This is a genomic window from Nocardioides sp. (assembly GCF_050699375.1).
In the GTDB taxonomy this organism is placed as follows: domain Bacteria; phylum Actinomycetota; class Actinomycetes; order Propionibacteriales; family Nocardioidaceae; genus Nocardioides.
On sequence record NZ_JBOHDN010000401.1, the window covers coordinates 1 to 24,118 of the forward strand.

Consider the following 24,118-nt stretch of genomic DNA (forward strand, 5'->3'; position numbering starts at 1 on the left):
TCTCCCCGAGGCGCGACCGCCCTGCTGCGCGCATCCCGGGCCTGGGCCTGGCTGGCCGGGCGTGACTTCGTCACCCCCGACGACGTGAAGTCGCTCGCCCACGCCACCCTCGCCCACCGCCTCGCCCTGCGTCCCGAGGCCGAGCTCGAGGGCGTCCAGGTCTCCCAGGTCCTGGCCTCCGCGATCAGCGCCGTACCCGTCCCCCGATGACCACCCCCAGCCGAGAAGTCACCCCTGCAGGCCGAGAAGTCACCCCCGCAGGCCGAGAAGTCACTTCTGCAGGCCGAGTTGTCACCGTTGCCATCTCGGCCTGCACATCTGACGCTTCGGCCTGCAGAAGTGACGCTTCGGCCTGCACGGGTGACGCTTCGGCGGATCACCCGAGCTCGAGGTCGTGCTGATGTCGATCACCTGGCGCGTACCGCTGCTGATGCTGGCCGGCATCATCCCGATCGTCCTGCGGCCGGCGGGGAGCACGGCTGCGGTCTGGGCCCTGCTCGTGATCGTGCTCGTCGTCGTCGACGTGTTCCTGGCGCCGAAGCCGGCCTCCCTGGAGATCCAACGGACGCCGCTGGGCGGTCTCCGACTGGGTGAGGCGACGACCTCCGAACTGCTCGTCCGCTCCCCCGCCAGGCCGGTTCGGGCACTGGTGCGCGACTCCTGGCAGCCCACGGCAGGTGCTGGATCGATCGCCTCGGGCTCCGCTTCGGCCACCGGCAACCGCCACCGGATCCGGCTCGGTCGCGGCGACAGCACCAGGCTGCGTACGCCGCTCCGGCCGCGCCGCCGCGGAGATCTGCGTGCCCTGGGCGTGACGGTGCGGGCGTACGGACCACTGGGTCTGGGTGCCCGGCAACGCACTCTGCGGGTGGACGGGGCGGTGCGGGTGCTGCCTGCCTTCGAGTCCCGCAAGCATCTTCCGTCCCGGCTGCAGCGGCTGCGCGAGCTCGACGGCCGGGCCGCGGTCAGGGTGCGCGGTCAGGGGACGGAGTTCGACTCGCTGCGCGAGTATGTCCGGGGCGACGACGTACGCTCCATCGACTGGCGCACCACCGCCCGATCCCGCACCGTAGTGGTCCGCACCTGGCAGCCCGAACGCGACCGCCGCGTGGTCCTGGTGCTCGACACCTCGCGCACCTCGGCCGCCCGCGTCGAGGGAGCCGGCGGCGGGGTGCCGAGGCTCGACTCGGCCATGGACGCCGGGCTGCTGATCGCCGCCGTCGCATCGCGGGCCGGCGACCGGATCGACTTCATCGCCGGTGACCGACGGGTGCGCTCCCGACTGCGCCTGGCCGGGCAGCGTGACGTCACCCAGCGTCTGCAGGAGACGATGGCCGACCTCGAACCGGTGATCGCCGAGGCCGACTGGTCCAACCTTGCCGGTGCGGTCGCCGGCCTCGGGCGCCACCGCGCGCTCGTGATCCTGCTGACGCCCCTCGACCCGCACGCGATCGAGGAGTCGCTCCTCCCCGTCCTACCGGTCCTGACCCAGCACCATCGAGTCGTCCTCGCCTCGGTCAGGGACCCAGAGCTCGAGGCCACCGCCGCCTCCCGCGACACCCTCGACGACGTCTACGCCGCTGCCGCCGCCGAGCAGACCCTCCGTCGCCGCGAGCACACCGCCGCCATGCTCCGCACCCTCGGCGTCGACATCGTCGACGCCGACGCCGAGTCGCTCCCCCCAGCCCTCGCCGACCACTACCTGCATCTCAAGGCCACCGGTCAGCTCTGAGCGCTGGTCTCCTCGGGCTTGGACATCACCAACAGCGTGATCGTCTCCGGCGGCACGATCGCTTCCGGCTCCTTCGCGACCTCGACCTCGAGTGCTGCGATCCCGGCCGCGAAGTCCTCCTCGGGCATCCGAACGAGGGTCGAGAGCGTACGCAGCCGCAGCCGTTCGAACACGTCACCCTTGGTCTCCACGGGCGGCATCTCCACCCGGACGAGCCCAGGAGACGGCACGAGCCCGGACCCGGAGAAGATGTCGATCTCCTCGGAGAGGGGGCGATACATCGCCGCATCCACCTCGTCGCCGTGAGGAAAGTGCCGCAGCCACCACAGGTCAGGCATCAGGTCACTGAACTGTGCCCGGCACAGGAGTACGCCGCCGGGCCGGAGCACCCGCGCGATCTCCGCGGCGCCTCTCTCCGGATCCGCAACGTGATGCCAGGCAAGGAACATCAGGCAGTAGTCGACCGAGTCGTCCTCGAGCGGGATCTCCTCAGCACACCCGGGCACGTAACGGACGTCCTCGTGTGCCGACGACCGTTCGGCCGTCTCCCGCATCCCTGCCGAGGGCTCGACCCCGACGACCGGCCCGAACGTATCGGCGAGCAGCGGCGAGAACCGCCCGGTGCCCGATCCGAGATCGAGACCGTCCAGCGGCCTGCGCCGAGGCAGGTGCTGAGCGAAGGCATCGGCCCAGGCCGCGTACTGCTCCGCCTTCAGAGCTCGCCCGCGGGCATAGTCGTGGTGGATGGGGCCGTCGTAGTCGGTCTTGGACATGAGCGCTCCTGGACGTGATCAGGTAGCGACTTCACTCAACCAGGCTTTTGTCCCGTCAGATGCCCTTCACCGATCGCGGTGAAGGGTCGCAGCGCTCGGACCAGCATGCTCATGGCACCGGAACCCTAGCTGCGTCCCGTCGTGGGCCCAACGCTAACGCGTACCGGCATGTCAGTCGAGCAGGCGAAGATCGAACTGGTCAGCAATCGCTGAGTGGATGTCGGAGTCGGGGACAAGGTAGACAACGACACTCTGGATCTCCGCCACCATGCCAACAGTTCCCTCCCCAAGCCTTGCGGAACACTACCCATACGCCTCAAGGCCTCAGTCAGATCTGAGCGCGGCCGTCCCGAAAAGCGTCGACCGCCGGCTGCCACAAGTCGCCGATGTCCCTCGGCCAGAGCTCGTCATCCCACATCTCATCCAAGAGTCCACCGTCAACGTACTCGACGACGTCCTCCGGACGCCCCTCGAGCATGACGGTCGAATAGACCAACCGACGAGCGCGGTAATCGGCTAGATCGAACCTGGTTCCTGCCGGCGACCAGAAGACATGACGCGGCAATCTCACGACAGAAGTCGTCACGGCGGGATCGATTCGCCACAACCGTTCGGGCACGGCCAGCGGCCTGTTGATGCTGCTCGCCTTGATCCTGAACGTGACTGGGCCGTCCCACGCGTCCACTACGACGACTGGATCGCCCTGGTCTGAGGCCGGGATGGTCACGAATCGAGCGTACCTCTACGCCTGGGTGGCGACGCGGTCCTCGAGCAGGCGCTCGTCGATGTCGCCGGTCTCGCCGCGGGAGGCGGCGGCGCGACCGACGATGAAGACGTACGCGAAGAAGGCGAGCTCGGCGAGGATGCCGATGCCGACTCGGGCCCAGGTGGGCAGGGGCGAGGGGGTGACGAAGGCTTCGATGATGCCGGAGACGAGGAGCACGACGATGAGGCCGAGCGCGATGCCGGCGGCGGTGCGACCCTCGCGGGCCATCGACTGACCACGGGTCAGACCACCGGGATCGATCCAGGACCAGAAGAGCCGCAGACCGACGGCGCCGGCGACGAAGACGGCGGTCAGCTCGAGCAGGCCGTGGGGCAGGATCAGACCCCAGAAGAGTTCGCCTCGATCGTGTCGGTGCATCAGGGTGCCGAGGATCGCGAGGTTGGAGATGTTCTGGAACATCGAGAACACGACCGGCAGCCCGAGCACGCCCAAGGCGATGCAGAGGAACGAGACCCACACGTTGTTGACCCAGACCTGGGTGGCGAAGCTCGAGGCCGCGTGCTCGCTGTAGTAGCCCTCGATGTCGTGCTCGACCAGCTGCCTGACCTGGTCCGGCCCGAGCATCGACTGCTCGACCTCCGGGTGCCGCAGCAGCCACCAGATCATCACCGCGGTGATGATCACGTTGGCCGCCAGCATCCCCAGCCACCACCAGCGCAGCCGATAGAGCGCCGCCGGGAACCGGTGGGTGAAGAAGCGGACGAAGCCGGTCCAGGTGCTCGTGCGGGTGCCGGTGGTGCGGTTGCGGGCGGCGGCCAGCAGCACCGAGAGGTGCTGGACGACCGTCGGGTCGGGAGCGTTGCTGCGTACGACCGAGAGCTGGGTGCTCACCCGCTGGTAGAGCTCGACCAGCTCGTCGGACTGGGCGCCGCTCAGCCTGCCCTCGGCCAGCAGCTCCTCGAGCCTGGTCCTGTCGGCCGCCGTCGAGGCCAGATACGCGTCGAGATCCACGCCCGCAGCGTACGCTGACGGCCATGACCCTCGCGCCGCAATCGCCCGAGCGACGCCCCCAAGAACGAGCACTGCTCACCGAGGACGATCTGGTCACCGGAGACGCGGTCGCGCTCGACCTTCCCGCGGCCGGCCTGGGGATGCGGCTGCTGTCTGGCCTCATCGACGTCGTCGTGGTGGTGATACTGCTGGTCGTGACGCTGCTCGTCTTCCTGACGGCCGCGCCCGAGTCCGACGAGGCGCTCGCCTGGGCCGCCTACATCGCCGCGACCGCCACGGTGTTCCTCGTCGTTCCGACGACCGTCGAGACACTCACCCGCGGACGATCGCTCGGCAGGCTCGCCCTGGGCTTACGCACCGTCCGCGACGACGGCGGCGCGATCAGCTTCCATCACGCGTTCGTACGGGCGCTGGTGGGTTACGTCGAGATCTACGCGACGGGCGGCGCGGTCGCCTTCCTCACCGCGATGATCCACCCGCGCGGCAAGCGTCTCGGCGACATCGCCGCCGGGACGTACGTGATCCGGGTGCGGGTTCCGCTGCGCACGCCGGTCCCGATCCAGATGCCGCCAGGGCTGGCCGCCTGGGCCGCCCGCGCCGACGTCACCACGATCCCGGTCGGCCTGAGCCTGGCGGTGCGGCGGTTCCTCTCCGGCGAGGTCGGCACCTACACCGACCCGGTCCGCCGCGCCGCGCTTGCCGAGCGCCTGGCGACCAACATGCAGACGTACGTCGCCCCCGGGCCGCCCGCGGGAACCCCGCCCGAGGCCTACCTGGCCGCGGTGCTCGCCACCCGGCGCGATCGCGATGCGACACGACTGGCCCGCGACGCGAACCTCAGGGCCCGGCTCACCTCGCGCTGACCGACTTCAAGCGCTTCGCGCTCAGCCCGGCCGCGTTCAGCTCGAGCTCGGCCAGCTTCGCCACCACGTCGGCGTCACCGTCGCGCCAGGCCTTGACCGGGTCGTTGCTGATCCTGGCCAGCTTGTGCAGCGGCTGGGCGGACATCGCCCGCAGCGCCACGAGATCGGCCCCGGTGCCTGCCTCCAGGAACCGCTGGGTCGAGGTGGCGGTGCGGATGAAGCGCCACCGCAGCGGGACGTAGACCATCAGCCACATCAGCACCGGGACGAGCACGACGGCGACCGCGAGCCCGATCGCGATGGTGCCCACGGCGTCGACCTGCGCATCGCCCGCCGCCGCGAGCTGGTCCGCGGCCCTCGAGGCACCCTCGAACGGAGCCGAGACCCCGTCGTCGATCAACGGCAGGTCATCGACCTTCCCGGCCGCCTCGAGCAGCTTCTCGGAGAGCGAGGTGCCGGCGGCGCCCATCTTCTCCCCGGGCACCGCGAGCGCGGAGACCATCTCGTGGACGAGCCTGCCGAGGAGGACCCATCCGATGATCCACGCCACCGTCAGCAGGTCGGCGAACAGCTGGGCAGCGCGGCGCGAGGGGAGGTCGGCGTACAGCTTCATGCCATTGATCCTGACGGCTCGCGGCCAACAGATCAGTGACGACACGGGCAGTTCGGGTCAACGCCGGTAGAGCAGGTCGGTGATGACCCTGTCCTTGGCCAGCCCCTTGCGCTCGAACTTGGTCACCGGACGCTCATCCCAGCGGTCGACGACCCCGCCGGTCAGCAGCGGCTCGGCGTCGAGGACCTCGATCATCTGCTCGGCATACTCGGCCCAGTCGGTCGCGAGCCTCCAGACTCCGCCGGGCTTCAGCCGCTCGGCGATCATCCGGGCGTTGGCCGGGCTCACCAGGCGCCGCTTGTGGTGGCGGGTCTTGTGCCACGGGTCGGGGAAGAAGGTCCACACCTCGCTGACCGAACCCGGCGCGACGAGGTTCTCGAGCGTCCAGAGCGCGTCGACGCTGCAGAACCGCACGTTGCTCGCCCCCGCGGCGCTCAACCGGGCGAGGCTCTCCGCGACGCCGGGCCGCCAGACCTCCAGGCCCAGGATGTCGTACGCAGGCCGGGCCGCCGCGAGCACGGCTGTCGCCTCCCCCACGCCCCCGCCGATGTCGACGATCAGAGGTGCGCTCTCCCCGTTTTCTCGGGTCTCGAACCAGCTCTCGAGCGAGAAGTCCGCCTCGTCGACCGCCTCGTCCGGGATCACCCATTCAGCGGCGAACTTGTCCCAGGCGACCTGCTGCTTGGCGTCCAGCCGGTTTCCGCGGCGGGCGTAGGTGAGGACCTCTCGCACCGTGCGACCGTCGTCGAGCAGCTTCTGGTGGGGTCTTGCGGGGCGTACGTCTTTGCTTGGGTCTGTCATTGTTCTTGCCTTGGTCTCGTGGCGCGCCGACGCGGCGCAATCCGGTCCTCGCTTCGCTCCGGTCCGTTTGCGCCGAGTCAGCGCTTGCTCGAGCGTATGACCAAAGCGAAAGGCCCCCTTCGCCTAGCGGCTCCGGGGACCTTTCACTTTGGATCAGACGATCACTTGGTGATCTTCGTCACGCGACCCGCGCCGACGGTGCGACCGCCCTCACGGATAGCGAACTTCAGACCCTCGTCCATCGCGATGGGCTGGATGAGCTCGACCGACATCTCGGTGTTGTCACCCGGCATGACCATCTCGGTGCCCTCGGGGAGGGTCACGACGCCAGTCACGTCCGTGGTACGGAAGTAGAACTGGGGACGGTAGTTGTTGAAGAACGGCGTGTGACGGCCACCCTCCTCCTTCGAGAGGATGTAGACAGAGCCCTCGAAGTTGGTGTGCGGGGTGGTGGTGCCCGGCTTGATGACAACCATGCCGCGCTCGATGTCCTCGCGCTTGGTGCCACGAAGCAGCAGACCGACGTTCTCACCGGCCTGGCCCTCGTCGAGCAGCTTGCGGAACATCTCGACGCCGGTGACGGTCGACTTCTGGGCGACGTCGCGGATGCCGATGATCTCGACCTCCTCGCCGACCTTGACGATGCCGCGCTCGATACGACCGGTGATGACGGTGCCACGACCGGTGATCGTGAAGACGTCCTCGACGGGCATCAGGAAGGGCTTCTCGGTCTCGCGAGCCGGGGTAGGGATGTAGTCGTCGACGGCCTGCATGAGCTCGCCGACGGAGTCCATCCACTTCTCCTCGCCCTGCAGGGCGGGGAAGGCGGCAACGCGCACGACCGGGATGTCGTCACCCGGGAACTCGTACTCGCTGAGGAGCTCGCGCACCTCCATCTCGACGAGCTCGATGAGCTCCTCGTCGTCGACCATGTCGCACTTGTTGAGCGCGACGACGATCGACGGCACGCCGACCTGGCGGGCCAGGAGCACGTGCTCCTTGGTCTGCGGCATCGGGCCGTCGGTGGCGGCAACCACCAGGATCGCGCCGTCCATCTGCGCGGCACCGGTGATCATGTTCTTGATGTAGTCCGCGTGACCGGGGCAGTCAACGTGAGCGTAGTGACGACCCTCGGTCTGGTACTCGATGTGCGCGATCGAGATCGTGATCCCGCGCTGGCGCTCCTCGGGGGCCTTGTCGATGTCCTCGAACGCGAACTCCGGGTTCAGGTCCGGGTACTTCGTGTGCAGCACCTTCGAGATCGCCGCGGTAAGGGTGGTCTTACCGTGGTCGATGTGACCGATGGTACCGATGTTGACGTGCGGCTTGTTCCGCTCGAACTTCGCCTTAGCCACTGTGGGCTCCTCCTGGTGTGATTTTCTTACTGACTCGTACTAAGTGGTGCAACTGCCGAAGTCCCTGGACGGGCGACCCGAAGGTCACTCGCCACGGGCCTTCTTGATGATCTCGTCGGCGACGTTCGTGGGAACCTCGGCGTACGAGTCGAACTCCATCGAGTACGACGCCTGACCGCTGGTCTTCGACCGGAGGTCACCGACGTACCCGAACATCTCGGAAAGCGGGACGAGCGCGTTGACGACCATGTCGCCGTGACGCTCCTCCTGCGAGGACACCTGACCGCGGCGGGAGTTGATGTCGCCGATCACGGTGCCCAGGAACGTGTCCGGGGTGGTGACCTCAACGGCGAACATCGGCTCCAGCAGAACGGCCTTTGCCATGCGGGCGGCCTCCTTGAAGGCCTGGTTGCCGGCGATCTTGAAGGCAAGCTCGGAGGAGTCGACGTCGTGGTAGGCGCCGTCCTCGAGCGAGACCTTCACATCAACCATGGGGAAGCCGGCGAGGATACCGAACTCCAAGGCGTCCTGCGCACCCTGGTCGACCGAGGGGATGTACTCCTTCGGCACGCGACCACCGGTGACGTTGTTGACGAACTCGTAGCCCACACCCAGACCGGTCTCGGGGTCGGTGTTCGGCTCGATCGAGATGACGACCTTCGCGAACTGACCCGAACCACCGGTCTGCTTCTTGTGGGTGTAGGAGTGGCCGTCCACCTTGCGGCGGATGGTCTCGCGGTAAGCGACCTGCGGCTTACCGACGGTCGCCTCGACCTTGAACTCGCGCTTCATCCGGTCGACGAAGACCTCCAGGTGGAGCTCGCCCATACCGGCGATGATCGTCTGGCCGGTCTGCTCGTCGGACTTGACCGTGAAGGTCGGGTCCTCCTCGGTCAGGCGCTGGATCGCGGTGCCGAGCTTCTGCTGGTCGCTCTTGGTCTTCGGCTCGATGGCGACCTCGATCACCGGAGCCGGGAAGGTCATCGACTCGAGGACGACCGGGTGGGCCGGGTCACACAGGGTGTGACCGGTCTTCGACTCCTTGAGCCCCATGACCGCGACGATCTGACCGGCACCCACGGACGCGATCTCCTCGCGCTTGTTGGAGTGCATCTGGTAGATCTTGCCGATCCGCTCCTTGCGGCCGTTGATCGGGTTGACGACCGTCGCGCCCGCCTCGACCTTGCCGGAGTAGACACGCAGGTAGAAGAGCTTGCCCAGGTGCGGGTCGGAGGCGATCTTGAAGACCAGGCCGGAGAACGGCTCCTCCTCGGACGGCTGCCTGACGACCTCGATCTCCTCGTTCTTCACGTCGTGGCCGATGATCGACTCGACGTCAAGGGGCGAGGGCAGGTAGTCGACGACCGCGTCGAGCAGGGGCTGAACGCCCTTGTTCTTGAACGCGGTGCCGGTCAGGATCGGGTTGAGCTTGTCGGCCAGGGTCGCGCGACGGATGGCGGCCTTCAGGGTGGGCACGTCGAAGACGTCGCCCTCCTCGAGGTAGACCTCCATGACGTCGTCGTCGGCCTCGGCGAGGGTCTCGACCAGCTTCTCGCGGTATTCCGCGGCCTTCTCGGCGAGGTCGGCCGGGATCTCCTCGACCACGTAGTCCTCACCCATCGCGGTCTCACCGCGCCAGACCTTGGCGTTCATCTCGACCAGGTCGACGACACCGATGAAGTCGGACTCGGCACCGATCGGCAGCTGCAGCACCAGCGGGGTGGCGTGCAGCTTCTCGACGATGGAGTCGACGACCATGTAGAAGTCGGCGCCCGTGCGGTCGAGCTTGTTGACGAAGCACATCCGCGGGACGGCGTACTTGTTCGCCTGACGCCACACGGTCTGCGACTGCGGCTCGACACCGGCCACACCGTCGAAGACGGCGACGGCGCCGTCGAGGACGCGCAGCGAGCGCTCGACCTCGACGGTGAAGTCGACGTGCCCGGGGGTGTCGATGATGTTGATCTGGTGGTCATTCCACCAGCAGGTCGTCGCGGCGGACGTGATCGTGATGCCGCGCTCCTGCTCCTGCTCCATCCAGTCCATCGTGGCAGCGCCGTCGTGGACCTCACCGATCTTGTACGAGATACCGGTGTAGAACAGGATGCGCTCGGTGGTGGTGGTCTTACCGGCATCGATGTGCGCCATGATGCCGATGTTGCGGACCACATTGAGGTCCGTGGTGATGTCGACGGCCACTGTCTTCAGCGTTCCTTAAAGAGATTGTCTTCGGTCTGGAGGGGCGAGGCGCCCGCGTTGTGTTGCAGGCGCCCCGCCTTACGTCACCAGCGGTAGTGCGCGAAGGCCTTGTTGGACTCGGCCATCTTGTGAGTGTCCTCGCGCTTCTTCACAGCGGCACCGAGGCCGTTGCTCGCGTCGAGGATCTCGTTCATCAGGCGCTCGGCCATCGTCTTCTCACGACGGTCCTGGGCGTAGCCGACGAGCCAGCGCAGCGCGAGCGTGGTGCCACGCGTGCCCTTGACCTCGATCGGGACCTGGTAGGTGGCGCCACCGACACGGCGGGACTTGACCTCCAGGGCCGGCTTCACGTTGTCCATCGCACGCTTGAGCGTGACCACGGGGTCGGTGCCGGTCTTCTCACGGCAACCCTCGAGGGCGGTGTAGACGATGCGCTGCGCAACCTGCTTCTTGCCGTCCTGAAGGACCTTGCTCACCAGCTGGGTGACCAGCTGGGAACCGAAGACGGGGTCGACGACGAGCGGACGCTTGGGAGCGGGACCCTTACGAGGCATCTCACTTCTCCTTCTTCGCGCCGTAGCGCGACCGTGCCTGCTTGCGGTTCTTGACACCCTGCGTGTCAAGGGTGCCGCGAATGATCTTGTAGCGAACGCCGGGAAGGTCCTTCACACGACCGCCGCGGACGAGCACGATGGAGTGCTCCTGAAGGTTGTGACCCACACCCGGGATGTAAGCGGTGACCTCGACGCCGGAGGAGAGGCGCACGCGGGCGACCTTCCGGAGGGCGGAGTTCGGCTTCTTCGGGGTGGTGGTGTAGACGCGCGTGCAGACGCCACGGCGCTGCGGCGATCCCTTGAGGGCAGGCGTCTTCGACTTCGTCGCCTTGTCCTCGCGGCCCTTTCGGACCAGCTGGTTAATGGTGGGCACCTCGGTGGTTCCCCTTCTTTTCTGCTCTCACGACGCGGCGCTCTGCCACGACGGATCCTTTGTTGTAGTCCAGGTGGTGCGAAACCAACTGGTGCCGCCTCGCCCCCGAGGTCGGGCGTGTCGCCCATACCTCAACAACATGAGGACGGATCTTGCGAACCGAAATCCCCAACCTGAGGGCGCCGAGCCCGGGTCCGAGACCCTTTCCCGAACTTGCTCCGGGCACGCGCAACGGCCTGGTTGTCCCAGACACGCTTCAGAGGCTACCCGGCGGCTTGAGAAGGGGTCAAAACGGAACGGATGCCGCCACGGAGCCAAGCCAAGAGCAGCACGGCGGCAAGTGTACCGAGCAGGACCATGCCGCCACTGGCGTACAGGGTCGCGCGGGGGCCGAAGTGCTCGCCGACCAGTCCGATGAGCGGGGCGCCCAGAGGGGTTCCACCCATCACGACCGTCATGTAGATCGCCATCACCCGGCCCCGGAACGCAGGGGCGGCCTCGGTCTGCATGGTGGCGTTGCAGGTGTTGAGGGTGGTGATCGTGCAGAAGCCGAGGACCGGGCCGGCCAGGGCGAAGAGGGCGTACGTCGGCATGAGCCCGGACACGATGAGCATCAGGCCGAAGCCGGTCGCCGCCAGCACGATCAGCCTGAGCGGGATCCGGGTGCGCCGGGCGCCGAGCAGCGCGCCGGAGAGCGACCCGATGGCCAGGACCGTGCCGAGCAGGCCGAACTCGCTGGCGCCCTTGCCGAACTCCTCGGTCGCCATCAGGGCCGAGGTGATCGGGAAGTTCATCCCGAAGGTGCCGGCGAAGAAGACGATGACGAGCACCATCAGCATCTTGGGCTGCGTACGGATGTAGGCGACGCCTTCACGCAGCATCCCGGGCCGCCTGGCGACCGGCTCGGGCGAGTGCAGCTCGGCGGTGTTCATCCGCTGCAGCTGACCGATCACGGCGAGGTAGGAGACCGCGTTGATCAGGATCACCCAGCCGGTCGCCTGCGGCCCGCCGCCCAGCCAGCCGATCAGGAGTCCGGCCACGGCCGGTCCGATCAGGCGGGCGAGGTTGAACGAGGCCGAGTTGAGACCGACCGCGTTGGTGAGGTCGTCGGGATGGACCATCTCCGAGACGAACGACTGCCGGCCGGGTCCATCGAAGGCCGCGCCGGTGCCGAAGAGGAGTGCGATCACGTAGACCATCCACACCTCGGCGTGCCCGCTCACCGCCAGCACCCCGAGCAGCAGCGACATCAGGGCCATCCAGCCCTGGGCGACCTGCAGAAGGCGCCGCTTGGGGAAGCGGTCGGCCAGGACCCCTGCGTACGGACTGAGCAGGAGGATGGGCAGGAACTGCAGGCCCGTGGTGATGCCGAGCGCCGCTCCCCCGCCACCCAGGCTCAGGACCAGCCAGTCCTGGGCGATGCGTTGCATCCAGGTGCCGACGTTGGAGACGACACTGCCGGCCAGATAGAGGCGGTAGTTGTGACTGCGCAGGGAACGGAACGTGGGGCTCAACTGGTGGCTATTCTCTCCATGATCGTGGCGGCTGTACGGATGGCGGCGAGCTCTTCTGCGTCGAGGTCGACAAGCTGCTGGGCGAGCCAGGCGTCCCGGCTGAGCCGGTCCTTGCGTACGGTCGCGCGGCCCTTCTCGGTGATCGAGACCAGCACCTGGCGGCGGTCGGTGTCGCCCTGACGGCGCACGACGTAGCCGCCGTCCTCGAGGAAGTTGACCATCCGGGTCATGCTCGGCGGCTGGACCCGCTCGCGCCCGGCGAGGGCGCCGAGGGTCATCTCGTCGTTGGCGAACAGGGCCCCCAGCACGGCCATCGATCCCAGCGAGAGGTCGTTGTCGGGGTGGCGTTCGTTGGCCAGGCGGCGGCGCATCCGCATGACGGAGGTACGCAGCACCGACGCGACCTCGGGGATGTCGGAGGTCGCGTCGGGCGCGGGAACGGACTGAGCGGTAGGCATGACGGTAAGCATAACTGCTTACCGTCGCTAATTATTCCCGCTAACTATCCTCGCGTGCTTCAGGCCGGGAGGACGGGCTTCGGCGGGCTTCGGCGGAACGGTGCCGGTCAGGACATCGCGGCGAGCATCAGGATGTCGTCGCGGGTGTAGGTGCGACCGGGGTGAGCCTCCGCGAGGTGCTCCTGCACCTTCTCGACCAGCTCGTCGTCGGTCTCCGTGCGGAAGTTGGTGCCACAGGGGCAGCGAAGCGAAGCCATCAGGGGACCTCCAGGTCTCGGGCGGTGCCGAAGGTTCTCGGCCTCCCCAGACTATCGCCCGCGCAAGATCCATCTCCACGGCCCACACGTGCCGCGCACCTTGCTCCTCGCCTACATTGGGTCCCATGAGCGACCAGTACGGCGACGAGAACTACCCCGGCACCTACCCGGAGCAGCCGTACGACGCATACCCGGACGACGGCTCGACCGGCTATGACGCGGACTATGCCGAGGGCTACCCGCAGGACTACGGCTATCAGGAAGCGCCGTCCGAGGAGGCTGTCGCGGCCCGACCGGAGCCGAAGATCGAGCTCGTCGACGAGGACGGCGTCCGCGCCTTCGAGCTCTCCACGCTGGGATGGCTGGTCGGGTTCGTCGCGCTGCTCCCGTTCTGGGGGCTGCTCAACGACCGCGGCTGGACCTGGTGGATCTGGACCTGCCTCGCGGCCTTCGGCATCGGCGCGATCGGCATCGAGCTCACTCGGCGGCGCAAGGCCCGCCGGTTGCGCCAGTAACGCCGAGTCGGCTCATCCTGACACCAAACCACGCCGAGTCGGCTCGTCAGAACGAGCCGGCTCGGCGTGGGTTTCTTGGGGCTCAGAACGCGTCTACGTCGACGCTGAGGGTGTCGAAGACCGGCTCCGGCAGCGGCTGCGGCTCGTGCTTCTTCGCCAGCCGCACCTCCGAGTGCGCACCGCACCCGTGGTTGAGGCTGACCACCTTGCCGTCGTCGTTGGCGTTTCCGTTGGCGCAGACGCCGAAGCTCGAGGCGAGGTGACCGGTCAGCCGGACCATGAAGCCACAGCTGTGGCACTGGTCGGGCGCCGCCTGTGCGAGCGGGGCGTCGGGGCCGCCCTCGCCGGAGTACCAACGCTCGGCGGCGGCATCGAAGCCTGAGGTCGACAGCGTGCGGACACGGCCGAGACCGAGATCGTTGGCGACCTGGCGGACCTGCGCCTTCTCGTCGGCGTCGAGCGGGTCGTCGCCGAAGGCGTACGTCGGCACCAACCGCGCGTCATCGTCCTCGACCGGGAGCAGGTCGCCGGGCGAGAGGTCGCCGGGCTTGATCCGCTCGCGGTAGGGCACCCAGGCGGGCGCGACGATCGCAGCGTCGCCCGGGACGAGGACGATCTCGTCGACCGTCACCGGGGCACCACCACCGAGGGCGGGGACGAGAACGACCGTGACCGACCAGTGCCAGCCGACGTAGCCCTTGCGGGCACAGGCGAACAGGTGGGTCACGACGCCCGGACCGGCACCGTCCTCGACCACATGGCCGAGGTGGTCTCCGACGTCAGCAGCAGGCACGTCGGACAGGAGCGCGGCGCGGGCCTCGTCGACGGCAGCGACGGCCGTCGCATCGGCGTACGGGGTCGTGATCACGGTCCACATCCTCGCCCACAGGCGTCTCAGGTTCCACTTCGGGGTCACCTTGCGCCACCACAACCTGAACTTCCGCACAGTGCGTGATCCTCGCAGACGTACGCCGCTACTGCACAGTTACGGCCACCTTGAAGAGACCAACACCCGCCTGGAGCAGGAGCTCAGGCGGGTGTTGGCTGTTACGACTGGATCTCGACACGCGAACGCGGCTTCGCAGGCTCAGCCGCGCCGCTCGCTCGATCTCGTCTCCGTTCGGTCTCGCTCCTTCGTCGCGAGCCCGAGTCGCTTGACTACTGCAGCGCGCGGGTGGAGACCATGGAGAGGACGTACTCGACGAGCGAGATCAGCGTCGCCTTCGTCGACTGGCGGTCCCGGGCGTCGCAGGTGACGATCGGGATGTCCGGGCGCAGGGCCAGGGCCTCGCGGATCTGCTCCGGCTTGTAGGCCTGGTTGGCGCCGAAGACGTTGTGAGCCACCACGAACGGCACGTTGCGGGACTCGAAGTAGTCGATCGCACCGAAGGAGTCGGCGAGACGGCGGGTGTCGATGAGCACCACGGCGCCGATGGCGCCCTGGGTCAGGTCGTCCCACATGAACCAGAAGCGGTTCTGTCCCGGCGTACCGAAGAGGTAGAGGATCAGGTCGGAGTCGAGGGAGACTCGACCGAAGTCCATAGCGACGGTCGTCGTCTTCTTGTTGGGCACGGCGGAGAGGTCGTCGACGCCGGCGGTGGCCTGCGTCATCACGGCCTCGGTCGTCAGGGGGACGATCTCCGAGACGGAGCCGACGAAGGTCGTCTTACCAACACCGAACCCGCCGGCGATGACGATCTTCGCAGACATTGTCGCCTGCTTGGAGTCGGAAGTCACTGCATTACTCCTGTCAAAGCTTCCTCAGGCCGGACAGCACGCGCTCGAGAAGAGCGGTGTCCGGGGCGTCCGGGACCTTGCTGGCGTGCACCTGCACCACGCCGCGCTCCGCAAGGTCACCGATCAGGACTCGGGCGACGCCAAGAGGCACCCGGATGAGCGCCGCAACCTCAGCGACGGAGCGGCTCTCACGGCACAGCTCGGCGATCGACCGCTCCTCTGGCGAGCGGACGTAGCCGTCGATCACGTAGCGGTCGGTGATCACCAGCGCTTCCATCGGGAAGACGCGCTTGGGTTGAGTGCGGCCACGGGTCAGGGCGTACGGCCTGACCAGCGGCGGCGGTTCGGAGGCGTGGTTGCTCACGATCTCGGTCCTAGGGTCGGGGCACGATCAGGCGCCGGTTCTGGCATCGGGGGTGAGGGCGGTGGCAACACGCGAGATCAACAGCTGCATCTGGTAGCCAACCTGTCCCAGATCGCAGTCGGGGGCGGCGAGGGCAGCGAGGCTGGAACCCTCACCAACCGCCATGAGGACCAGATAGCCACCGTCCATCTCGATGACCATCTGCTGGACATTACCCGCAGCGAAGCACCGAGCCGCTCCCTGGGTAAGACTGGTGAGACCGGAGGCGATCGCCGAGAGCTGGTCGGCCCGGTCCGGGGGAAAGTCGACGGAGCTGGCCATCGGCATGCCATCAGCCGACACCAAGATCGCGTGGGCGATGTCAGGGGTGCGCTGGGTCAGGCTGTCGACAAGCCAGTCCAGTCCTGCGGGGGCCGTTGTCACTGCTGCTCCTCACCTTCGGGGTTGCTTTCCGCATCAGCGGGGTTGTTGCGGGCGCGGCTGACGCCCTTTTGGAAGCTGGACATGCCACGGGTCCGGCGCGCGTCCATGTTACGCGGACCTGACGTCGGTGGTGTGACCGATGGGGCCGCGCCCGGGATCAGGTTCTGACCCGGGACACGAACCGGAAGACCACCCTGGGTGATCGTTGCGGGGTCCTGCTCCTGCAGCTGCTCCAGCTCTTGAGCCCGGCGCCAGCCCTCGTCGCCGGGTGAGGCCCAGGTCGCCGGCGTGGTCGGCTCGTCTTCCTGACCGGCCGGCTCGTCGACGGGTGCGTCCGGGGTGGCGGGCGCGGGGCCCGGGTTGTCGGCCTGGACTCCGTTGGTGGCCTTCGCCGACGGCCCCTCGAGCGGATCGCTCAGCGGGTCGCCCTTGGCCTCCATCGCCCGGCGCGCACCGAGCGGGCGACGACGGGTGAACCACTCGGACTGAAGGTCGTCGAAGATCGAGCCACTCTCGTCGTCCTCGAGGATCGGGACCTCGGTGGTCGAGTCGAGCGGGTTCGGCGAGTTGGTCGGCTCCGGCGCCATCGGGCCGGGCGCGATCGCGTCACCAGCGGGACCGAACGGGTCGTCGTCCGGACCGAAACCCGGAGGCGGCGTACGCGGCACGGTGCGCTCATTGGGCCGCTCGAAGGTCCGGAACGAGCCGGTGTCGGTGCCGAACGGGCTGCCGCCCTGCATCCCCGCGTCGCGACGCGGCAGCTCGCCGGTCTCGCCGCTGGGGTCGAAGCGGCCGTCGGGGAAGCGCGCGGCCAGGTCCTCGGCCTTGCGCACCGGCAGCATGTTGGACAGGAAGTTCTGCTGCTGCCCGCTGGACTGTGCCGGCTGCTGCGGTGCCTGAGGCTGGTTCCCGAACGGGTCGCCGCCGAACTGCGGCTGGCCGCCGCTGAACTGCTGCGGCTGCGCCGGGAAGCTGCCCGTGCGCGCGGCCGGAGACTCGTAGCCCGGGTCGCCCGGCATCGGCGGTACGGCACCACCGTAGGCAGGCTGCTGGCCGGTCTGCGGGCCGGTCTGGCCGAAGCCGTTGTGCTGACCCGAGTGGCCGTTCGCGCCCTGCTGCGCGAAGGGCGAAGGTCCGTTGCCCACATTGCCGGGGTGGTTGGAGGCGCCCGGCGTACGGCTCGGCAGTGCCGGCGCCGCCGCTGAGGCCATCGGTGCCTCCGGTGCGGGGAGCGCACCGACGGGCACGTCGTACGGGTTGCCGCCGGCGTACGGCTGGGCGTCGTAGGCGGGCATCCCGTACTGCATCTCGTAGGGAAGCTCGCCGGTGCCCGGGTAGCCGCCGGGCTGCTGCCCGTAGCCGCCCTGGAAGGCGTACGCGTCGTAGCCCTGCTGCTGGCCGGACGGAGCCTCGGCGTGAGCGCCGACGATCGTGGTGACCGGCATCTCGACCCGCGCGACCACGCCGCGAGGGCGGTTGGGCACGAGCTCGATGTAGAGGCCGTGGCGCGCCGCGAGGCGCGCGACCACGACGAGACCCATCATCCGGGCGACGTCGGCGTCGAGGCCGGTGGCACGGCGCAGCTTCATGTTGGCCGCGTCGAGCTCCTCCGGCGTCATGCCGATGCCGAGGTCCTCGATCTCCACCAGCAGCGGCGCGGCAGGGCCGGCGCGGAAGGTGCGGATCGTGACCGCGGTGTCGGGCGGGGAGAAGTTGGTCGCGTTCTCGATCATCTCCGCGAGCAGGTGCACGAGGTCACCAGCGATCGCGCCCTCGAACTCCGCGTTCTCCTCGGAGTCGATGTCGACCCGGGCGAACTGCTCGATCTCGGAGGCCGCGGCGCGCAGCACGTCGAGGACCGGGACCGGGCCACGAGCCGCGTGGCCGATCTCGCCACCGGCGAGAACGAGGAGGGACTCGTCGTTGCGGCGCATCCGGGTCGCGAGGTGGTCGAGGCGGAACAGGTTCGCGAGGTCGTCGGGGTCCTGCTCGTTGGCCTCGAGCTGGTCGATGAGCTGGAGCTGGCGCTCGACGAGGCTCTGCGAACGACGGGAGAGGTTCATGAACATCTTGTCGACGTTCGTACGAAGCTCTGCCTGCTCGCCCGCCAGCCGGACCGCCTCGACGTGGACCGCGTCGAACGCGTCCGCGACGTCGCCGATCTCGTCTCGGCGTGCGATGTCCAGCGGTTCCACATGGGAATCCACCGGGCCTTCGGCCTGGTTCATGTAGGCCACTCGCTCAGGCAGATCGTGGTTGGCCAGGTTGTAGGCCAGACGACGCAGCTGGCTCAGCGGCGACAGGATCGAGCGGGCCGCGATCAGGCCGACCGCCAGGGCGAAGATGAGGACACCGAGGACGAGGACACCGATGATGATGGCGTCGCGGGTCGCGTCGTCCTTGATCTGCTCGACGTCGTCGCTGATCTCCTGCGCGGTGGCGACGATCATCTTCTGCAGACCACGGATGAACTCCGTGCTGGCGCCGGTGTACTGGTCCGGGGACATCTTGATCCGGTCCATGCTGCCGCTGGAGATCACCTGGTTGACGACCCGGTGGGCGGGAGCCCCCACAGAACCCTGGTCGGTGGTGTCGTTGGTCAGCTCGTCGAGCTGCTGGCGGATCTGGTCGGACGTCTTCACGTAGTAGTCCGCCGTGGACAGCCGCCACTTGGCCTCGGCGCGGGCGAGCTCGGCGAACTGCTCGTCGCTGAGGACGTCGGGGTTGACCTCCCCGTTCTTCTCGCGCGCCGCCTTCTCGCCGAGCGCCCTCATCATGATCACGCGCTCGGTGCCCATGGCCTCCGAGGCGGGTCGCACGTTGCTGATCGCGGAGATCTTGGAGAAGACCTCGTCGTCCTCCAGGGTCGGCATCTGCGCGGAGATGCCGAAGAGGTTGTTCATCACGGTCGTGTAGGCCAGCTGGGCCTCCACCGCGGTGTCCTTCTCCTGGATCTGCGCACGCAGGTCGTCGATGCCGTTGAGCGCCTGCTGGATCTCGACGATGCTGTCCTCGAGCTCCTTGTCGTCGCCGGCGTCGATCTCCTTCGCCTTCGCGCTCCAGGCCTCGATGGACTCGTCGGTGGTCTGCTGCAGCGGCCGCATCACGACCTCGGGAACACCCGCGAGCGCACCGTCACGCTCGAACAGGACGTTGATCGCCAGGTTGTAGGTGTCAGGCAGTGCCTTTGCGACCGTCTCGGCCTGGCGTGCTTCCGCCTGGGCTGTGAGGGCGCGCGAAATGCTCAGCCCGCCGAACACCATCGCCGCGATGGTAGGGATGAGCAGCACAAAGATCAGGCGTGCTCGAATTCCCTGCCAGGGCTTTCGTTCCGGACGGTGGGTTGAGCTTGCGTATGGCTCGGCCATTACTCCCTCTCGTGGCCATGTCACATCATTCCCGAGCAAGGTACGCGCCGTCTGTGGCTCGCACCCCATTCCCCCGCCGCGAAGTCTGCTGGCACCCGGGCGTGCCTGTCTGCAGTCTTTGGCGACGTAAACTTACGTCATAACTGGTCTCGATTACCAATGGTGTGCGAAATCATTTGCAAATCCATGGAGGGGTAGACGGAGTATAGGTCGCGACCTGCACGCCGATCGAAGCGACCAGCCCTCGGGCGGCTCGGGGCCACTCCTCGGGGCGACTCCTCGGGGTCACTCCTCGGGCGGTGGTCCGAGAGAGGGAATACCTCGCGCGCTCCTGTGCGCCGGGGACTAGGCTCTCCGGCGTCGGCCGTCACAGTCGCCGGCCGACGTACGTCTTGGTGCGCTGATGCGCGAGGAAGGGGCAAGCTGCCGTGCCTACTGGCAAGGTCAAGTGGTTCGACGCCGCGAAGGGCTTCGGGTTTCTGTCGCAGGACGACGGTCCGGACGTGTACGTCCACGCCGACGCGCTTCCTGAGGGTGTTGCCAAGACCCTGAAGGCCGGGACCCGGGTGGAGTTCGGCATCGCCCAGGGGCGTCGCGGTGAGCAGGCGCTCTCGGTGACCGTTCTGGAGCGCACACCGTCCGTCGCCGGCCGTCAGCGCGCCGCCAAGCGTCGCAACCCCGAGGAGATGGAGCTGATCGTCGAGAACGTCATCAAGCTCCTCGAGGACATCCGCGAGGGCTACGCCCAGGGCCGCCCGCCCACCCGCGAGCTGGGCCAGAAGGTCTCCCCCGCGCTGCGCCAGATCGCCGACGAGTTCGAGCTGTAGATCTCTGTCGATCGCGTGCTCAGACCAGGTCGGCCAGCGTCGGCACGAGGGTGGTCACGCCGACCACGAGACCGGCGAGGTTGACCACCAGCAGCCCGAGGATCCACATCACCGACGGGATGCCGGTCAACCCGGCGAGCTGGTCGGGATCCGAGCCGCGGCGCCCGCGGGCGCCGCGGCCGAGGAGTTCCAGGAGCGGCCTCGGCGAAGCCAGCAGGAGCAGCCAGGTGACCAGGGTGGCGGCGACGGTCTGGACGCGATCGTCGCCGTACCAGCTGATCGCGCCGAGCGCCGCGCCCAGCACCAGCAGGACGACGAGTCCGTAGCCGTTGCGGACCCACAGCAGAAGCAGCAGCATCGCCGCCACCAGGAGCCACAGCAGCCCCAGGGCGTGACCGGCGGCGAGCATCGTGGCGGAGAGCAGTCCGAGCAGGGCCGGGGCGAGGTAGCCGGCGGCGAGCATGGCCACCATCCCCGGTCCGCTCGGCTTGCCGCGCGAGAGGGTGACCCCCGAGGTGTCGGAGTGGAGCTTGATCCCGGACAGGCGCCTGCCCACCAGGACCGCCACGACCGCGTGGCCGGCCTCGTGGACGACGGTGACGCCGAGACGTACGGTGCGCCAGGACGTACGCCACACGACCATCGCCAGGGCGACGAGCCCGGCACCGATCAGCCACGGTGCCTCGGGGACGGTCTGGGTCGCGGTGATCGTGTCCCAGAATTCCCTCACCGTGCCGCCTCACGCGATCGCGGCTCGTTCATGGATCCGGAGCGGAAGCCCCGTGGGTCGATCACCGCGGCGGTGAATCCTGCGTCGGTCACGGTCTTGAGCACCTCGTCGGCGTGGTGGGGGTCGAGAGGCAGGAGGCTAGCCGACAGCTCCACGGTGGCCCTTTCCCCGTGGTCGCGCACGCGCAGGTCCAGCCTGGCGGCATCGTGTCCGTGGCCGGCCAGGAGGCTGCGTACGTCCTGCTCCGCACGCTCCACGCGCGCGAGGCGCCGCGGAGTGACCTCGAGGCCGTAGGCGATCCGGCTGGAGAGGCAGGCCGCGGCCGGCTTGTCCCAGGTCGGCAGGCCCCAGTCGCGAGAGGCCTCCCGGATCTGGGCCTTGGTCAGGCCGGCGTCCTTGAGCGGGGTGATCGCGCCACGCTCGGCGGCCGCGCGGATGCCGGGGCGCAGGCCGCCAAGGCCTTCGATCGCGTCGTCGGCGTTGGTGCCGGTGGCGATGTGCTCGAGGCCGAGATCGCGGGCCAGCGGGAGGAGCGTGTCGAGCAGCTCGGCCTTGCAGAAGAAACAGCGGTCGGTGCCGTTGGCACGGTAGCCCTCCCGCTCCATCTCATGGGTCGTCGGCGTGATGAGGCGTACGCCGAGGCTCCGTGCGAACTCAGCGGCCGGGTCCCTCTCCGCCATCGGGAGGCTGTGTGAATATCCGGTCGCGGCGGCGACGTTGTCGCTGGTCAGGGCCCTGGTGGCGGCCGCGAGCAGGAACGCGCTGTCGGCACCGCCGGAGTAGGCGACCAGCACGCTCCCCCGGGCCTTGAGATCGTGCTCGAGAGCCTCGAGCCGGGCGGCGAGTTCGGGGGGCACGCGTCGAGCGTATCGGGGCACTCACGCCCGGCGGCGGCTCAACACCACGCCGAGCACGAGCAGGACCAGAGCGATCACCAGAAGCAACCCGACGACGCAGACGACACCGACGGTGATCAGCAACGCGACGGAGCTCGCGTCCTGGCGGTCCTGCGTCGCATCGTCGGACACCTCCTCGGCGGCATCGACGGAGATCCGCTGGAGTCCTTCGATGAGCTGGCCCGACGAAGAGACGTACGCCTCCGGGGTCATCGTGATCTTGTCGACTCCGCCGCGCACGACCTCGCGGACCTCGTGCTGAGCAAGCACGCCCACCGCTCCGTCCTCCGCGGTCTCGTCGGTCAGCTCGTCGAGCGCGAGGCGCTGCCGGTCGGAGGTCTTCGCGTAGAAGTCGCCGATCGACTCCCGCCAGCTGGCCTCGGCCTCGGCCAGCGCGGCGACCTCCTTCGCGCCGGACCTCGGCGTCGTGCCCATGGCGTCCGCGGAGATCTTCTCGGTCAGGAGCGTGAGCATGAGACCTCGCTCCTGGCCGAGCGCTTCCCAGGTCGGTTGCAGACTGCCGAGCGCCTCGGCCTTCGCGGCGGCGGCCTCGTCGCTGAGCGACGGCACCCGCGCCGTCAGCCCGAACAGGCCGCTCGTCAGGTCGGCATAGCCGAGCATGGCCTCGGCTCGCGTGTCCGGCTCCCGCATCTGCGGCCGCAGGTCTGCCAGGCCGTCCAGCGACCTCTGGACCTCGGCGACCTGGGCCTCGAGCTCCTGGTCACCACCGGTGTCGATCGACGCGGCCTTGGCGTCCCACTCCTTGATCGCCAGGTCCGTACGAGCCGCCAGAGGCCGCATCACCACGTCCGGCACACCGGCCGCCAACGCGTCGCGCTCGGACGCGAGACAGACGGCCGCGTCGTACGCCTCCGGCAGCATCTCCGCGACGGCCTCGGCCTGACGGGCATCGCGCTCGGCGGCGAGGGCGCGCGAGATGCCGTTCGCGCCGAAGATCGCCACCGCGACCGTGACGAGGACGACCAGGGCGAGGGCGAGCCAGATCCCCGACGGGCGCTTCCGGGCGCGGGACGGGGACGGTTGTACGGCGGTCTGGGTCATCGGTCTCTCTTGTCGTCACGTCATCGGCCATCCCGAGCGGCCTCAACCTAGCCGCTGGGCGCCGAGTGCGGACCTGATTTCCAGGCACCCGCAGGTAGGGTCCGGGTGCATGGGGGGCATGTTCCAGGAACCGGCGGCGTCGAGCCAGGGGTCACGAGGATTTCTCAGGTCGCTCGCCGAGATCGTGATCATCGCGGTGACCGCGGTGCTGCTCGCGGTCGTCATCAAGACCTTCCTGGTCCAGGCGTTCTACATCCCCTCGGAGTCGATGCAGCCCGGTCTCGAGGTCAACGACCGGGTACTCGTGGAGAAGCCCTCCTACTGGTTCGACGGCACGCCCGAACGTGGCGATGTGGTCGTCTTCGCCGACCCCGGCGACTGGCTCTCCGCCAACCAGATCGCACCCGCGCCGACGGGGTTTCGAGCGGCGCTCGCGAAGATCGGGCTCTACCCCACCGGCGATCACCTGGTGAAGCGGGTCATCGGCGTCGCCGGTGACACCGTGGAATGCTGCGAGAACGGTCGCCTCCTGATCAACGGCACCCCTCTCGACGAGTCCTCGTTCATCGCCCCGACCGATCACTGCGACGGGCCGATGGCGCAGGACAACGGCGCGTACGTCCGGGGTGGCTGTCGCGGTTGGAAGGCCGTCGTCCCCGAGGGCCGGCTCTTCGTGATGGGCGACAACCGCGCCAACTCGGCCGACTCCTCCTTCCACCTGTGCAGCCCCGAGCGCCAGGAGTCGAGCGACCCGGCGATTCGCGAGACCTGCTCGAGCGCCTTCGTACCCGTCTCCGACGTCGTCGGTCGCGTCGCTGCCGTCTTCTGGCCCACCGACCGCTTCGGCCTCGAGCATCGCCCCGAGACCTTCGCCACCGTCGACTGAGCCCCTTCGCGCCGAGAAGTCACTTCTGCAGGTCGAGAAGTCACCCCAGTGACGTCTCGACCTGCAGAAGTGACTTCTCG

General features: G+C 68.4%; 26 protein-coding genes. 6 read left to right on the forward strand and 20 right to left on the reverse strand.

The features are described 5' to 3' along the window. Positions 1 to 210: AAA family ATPase (locus ACRDPS_RS26260; RefSeq protein ID WP_431504617.1), on the forward strand; the 210-nt coding region annotated here is incomplete at its 5' end. A gap of 190 nt (positions 211 to 400) precedes the next feature. Continuing rightward, entirely contained in the window at positions 401 to 1,732 is a 1,332-nt protein-coding gene (locus ACRDPS_RS26265) for a DUF58 domain-containing protein (protein WP_431504618.1), read from the forward strand. On the opposite strand, the gene ACRDPS_RS26270 is transcribed toward ACRDPS_RS26265, so the two are convergent. From ACRDPS_RS26270 to ACRDPS_RS26280, 3 genes are all read right to left on the reverse strand, one after another. Then, the gene (locus ACRDPS_RS26270; protein WP_431504619.1) at positions 1,723 to 2,505 is read right to left on the reverse strand and encodes a class I SAM-dependent methyltransferase; all 783 of its coding nucleotides are present in this window, start codon (positions 2,503 to 2,505) and stop codon (positions 1,723 to 1,725) included. The genes ACRDPS_RS26265 and ACRDPS_RS26270 overlap by 10 nt on opposite strands. Before the next feature lie 328 nt (positions 2,506 to 2,833). Then, positions 2,834 to 3,232 carry a hypothetical protein gene (locus ACRDPS_RS26275; RefSeq protein ID WP_431504620.1) on the reverse strand — a complete coding sequence of 133 codons (399 nt, stop codon included), beginning with the start codon at positions 3,230 to 3,232 and terminating at the stop codon, positions 2,834 to 2,836. 15 nt (positions 3,233 to 3,247) lie between these two features. Next, positions 3,248 to 4,243, reverse strand: coding sequence for a stage II sporulation protein M (locus ACRDPS_RS26280; RefSeq protein ID WP_431504621.1), 996 nt, complete (start codon positions 4,241 to 4,243; stop codon positions 3,248 to 3,250). Positions 4,244 to 4,266: 23 nt separating this feature from the next. On the opposite strand from ACRDPS_RS26280, the gene ACRDPS_RS26285 reads away from it, so the two are divergent. Further along, on the forward strand, positions 4,267 to 5,106 hold the full coding sequence (locus tag ACRDPS_RS26285) for an RDD family protein (protein WP_431504622.1): 840 nt from the start codon (positions 4,267 to 4,269) through the stop codon (positions 5,104 to 5,106). On the opposite strand, the gene ACRDPS_RS26290 is transcribed toward ACRDPS_RS26285, so the two are convergent. The 9 genes from ACRDPS_RS26290 to ACRDPS_RS26330 form a co-directional block, all read right to left on the reverse strand. Further along, positions 5,093 to 5,719 carry a hypothetical protein gene (locus ACRDPS_RS26290; RefSeq protein ID WP_431504623.1) on the reverse strand — a complete coding sequence of 209 codons (627 nt, stop codon included), beginning with the start codon at positions 5,717 to 5,719 and terminating at the stop codon, positions 5,093 to 5,095. The two genes, ACRDPS_RS26285 and ACRDPS_RS26290, sit on opposite strands and share 14 nt — an antisense overlap. Positions 5,720 to 5,776: 57 nt before the next feature. Beyond that, a complete protein-coding gene (trmB, locus tag ACRDPS_RS26295; protein ID WP_431504624.1) occupies positions 5,777 to 6,520 on the reverse strand; it encodes a tRNA (guanosine(46)-N7)-methyltransferase TrmB in 744 nt (247 codons plus the stop codon). Between the two features lie 161 nt (positions 6,521 to 6,681). Next, complete coding sequence (gene tuf / locus ACRDPS_RS26300) at positions 6,682 to 7,875, reverse strand: elongation factor Tu (protein WP_431504625.1); 1,194 nt, start codon at positions 7,873 to 7,875, stop codon at positions 6,682 to 6,684. Between the two features lie 84 nt (positions 7,876 to 7,959). Continuing rightward, positions 7,960 to 10,074, reverse strand: coding sequence for an elongation factor G (fusA, locus tag ACRDPS_RS26305; RefSeq protein WP_431504626.1), 2,115 nt, complete (start codon positions 10,072 to 10,074; stop codon positions 7,960 to 7,962). A gap of 83 nt (positions 10,075 to 10,157) precedes the next feature. After that, positions 10,158 to 10,628 carry a 30S ribosomal protein S7 gene (rpsG, locus tag ACRDPS_RS26310; protein WP_431504627.1) on the reverse strand — a complete coding sequence of 157 codons (471 nt, stop codon included), beginning with the start codon at positions 10,626 to 10,628 and terminating at the stop codon, positions 10,158 to 10,160. A gap of 1 nt (position 10,629) precedes the next feature. Further along, a complete protein-coding gene (gene rpsL / locus ACRDPS_RS26315) occupies positions 10,630 to 11,001 on the reverse strand; it encodes a 30S ribosomal protein S12 (RefSeq protein ID WP_091052356.1) in 372 nt (123 codons plus the stop codon). A gap of 263 nt (positions 11,002 to 11,264) precedes the next feature. Next, positions 11,265 to 12,515, reverse strand: coding sequence for an MFS transporter (locus tag ACRDPS_RS26320; RefSeq protein WP_431504628.1), 1,251 nt, complete (start codon positions 12,513 to 12,515; stop codon positions 11,265 to 11,267). Then, positions 12,512 to 12,973 (reverse strand): MarR family winged helix-turn-helix transcriptional regulator, encoded by a 462-nt coding sequence (locus ACRDPS_RS26325; protein WP_431504629.1) that lies wholly within the window; start codon positions 12,971 to 12,973, stop codon positions 12,512 to 12,514. Before ACRDPS_RS26325 ends, ACRDPS_RS26320 begins: the two co-directional genes overlap by 4 nt. A gap of 107 nt (positions 12,974 to 13,080) precedes the next feature. Beyond that, positions 13,081 to 13,230: a DUF1059 domain-containing protein gene (locus ACRDPS_RS26330; protein WP_431504630.1), complete on the reverse strand. Its 150-nt coding sequence runs from the start codon at positions 13,228 to 13,230 to the stop codon at positions 13,081 to 13,083. Positions 13,231 to 13,355: 125 nt separating this feature from the next. On the opposite strand from ACRDPS_RS26330, the gene ACRDPS_RS26335 reads away from it, so the two are divergent. Further along, positions 13,356 to 13,745 (forward strand): DUF2530 domain-containing protein, encoded by a 390-nt coding sequence (locus ACRDPS_RS26335; protein WP_431504631.1) that lies wholly within the window; start codon positions 13,356 to 13,358, stop codon positions 13,743 to 13,745. A gap of 82 nt (positions 13,746 to 13,827) precedes the next feature. On the opposite strand, the gene ACRDPS_RS26340 is transcribed toward ACRDPS_RS26335, so the two are convergent. From ACRDPS_RS26340 to ACRDPS_RS26360, 5 genes are all read right to left on the reverse strand, one after another. Beyond that, positions 13,828 to 14,622, reverse strand: coding sequence for a DUF3027 domain-containing protein (locus ACRDPS_RS26340; RefSeq protein ID WP_431504640.1), 795 nt, complete (start codon positions 14,620 to 14,622; stop codon positions 13,828 to 13,830). Positions 14,623 to 14,903: 281 nt separating this feature from the next. Further along, complete coding sequence (locus tag ACRDPS_RS26345; protein ID WP_084101379.1) at positions 14,904 to 15,455, reverse strand: GTP-binding protein; 552 nt, start codon at positions 15,453 to 15,455, stop codon at positions 14,904 to 14,906. 40 nt (positions 15,456 to 15,495) lie between these two features. Continuing rightward, the gene (locus ACRDPS_RS26350; RefSeq protein WP_431504632.1) at positions 15,496 to 15,846 is read right to left on the reverse strand and encodes a DUF742 domain-containing protein; all 351 of its coding nucleotides are present in this window, start codon (positions 15,844 to 15,846) and stop codon (positions 15,496 to 15,498) included. A gap of 27 nt (positions 15,847 to 15,873) precedes the next feature. Then, positions 15,874 to 16,269 carry a roadblock/LC7 domain-containing protein gene (locus tag ACRDPS_RS26355; protein WP_431504633.1) on the reverse strand — a complete coding sequence of 132 codons (396 nt, stop codon included), beginning with the start codon at positions 16,267 to 16,269 and terminating at the stop codon, positions 15,874 to 15,876. Continuing rightward, positions 16,266 to 19,559 (reverse strand): nitrate- and nitrite sensing domain-containing protein, encoded by a 3,294-nt coding sequence (locus ACRDPS_RS26360; RefSeq protein WP_431504634.1) that lies wholly within the window; start codon positions 19,557 to 19,559, stop codon positions 16,266 to 16,268. Before ACRDPS_RS26360 ends, ACRDPS_RS26355 begins: the two co-directional genes overlap by 4 nt. Before the next feature lie 506 nt (positions 19,560 to 20,065). Between ACRDPS_RS26360 and ACRDPS_RS26365 the strand changes: the two genes are divergently transcribed. Continuing rightward, complete coding sequence (locus ACRDPS_RS26365; protein WP_431504635.1) at positions 20,066 to 20,464, forward strand: cold-shock protein; 399 nt, start codon at positions 20,066 to 20,068, stop codon at positions 20,462 to 20,464. Between the two features lie 19 nt (positions 20,465 to 20,483). Here ACRDPS_RS26365 and ACRDPS_RS26370 read toward each other — a convergent pair whose 3' ends face one another. Genes ACRDPS_RS26370 through ACRDPS_RS26380 form a run of 3 tightly spaced genes read right to left on the reverse strand, consistent with a single transcriptional unit; the run spans position 20,484 to position 23,152 of the window. Next, the gene (locus tag ACRDPS_RS26370; RefSeq protein WP_431504636.1) at positions 20,484 to 21,194 is read right to left on the reverse strand and encodes a M50 family metallopeptidase; all 711 of its coding nucleotides are present in this window, start codon (positions 21,192 to 21,194) and stop codon (positions 20,484 to 20,486) included. Beyond that, positions 21,191 to 22,051 (reverse strand): ATP-dependent sacrificial sulfur transferase LarE, encoded by an 861-nt coding sequence (gene larE, locus ACRDPS_RS26375; protein ID WP_431504637.1) that lies wholly within the window; start codon positions 22,049 to 22,051, stop codon positions 21,191 to 21,193. Before larE ends, ACRDPS_RS26370 begins: the two co-directional genes overlap by 4 nt. Positions 22,052 to 22,072: 21 nt before the next feature. Further along, positions 22,073 to 23,152: a nitrate- and nitrite sensing domain-containing protein gene (locus ACRDPS_RS26380; protein ID WP_431504638.1), complete on the reverse strand. Its 1,080-nt coding sequence runs from the start codon at positions 23,150 to 23,152 to the stop codon at positions 22,073 to 22,075. 109 nt (positions 23,153 to 23,261) lie between these two features. Between ACRDPS_RS26380 and lepB the strand changes: the two genes are divergently transcribed. Continuing rightward, the gene (gene lepB / locus ACRDPS_RS26385) at positions 23,262 to 24,038 is read left to right on the forward strand and encodes a signal peptidase I (RefSeq protein WP_431504639.1); all 777 of its coding nucleotides are present in this window, start codon (positions 23,262 to 23,264) and stop codon (positions 24,036 to 24,038) included. Positions 24,039 to 24,118: the final 80 nt, after the last annotated feature.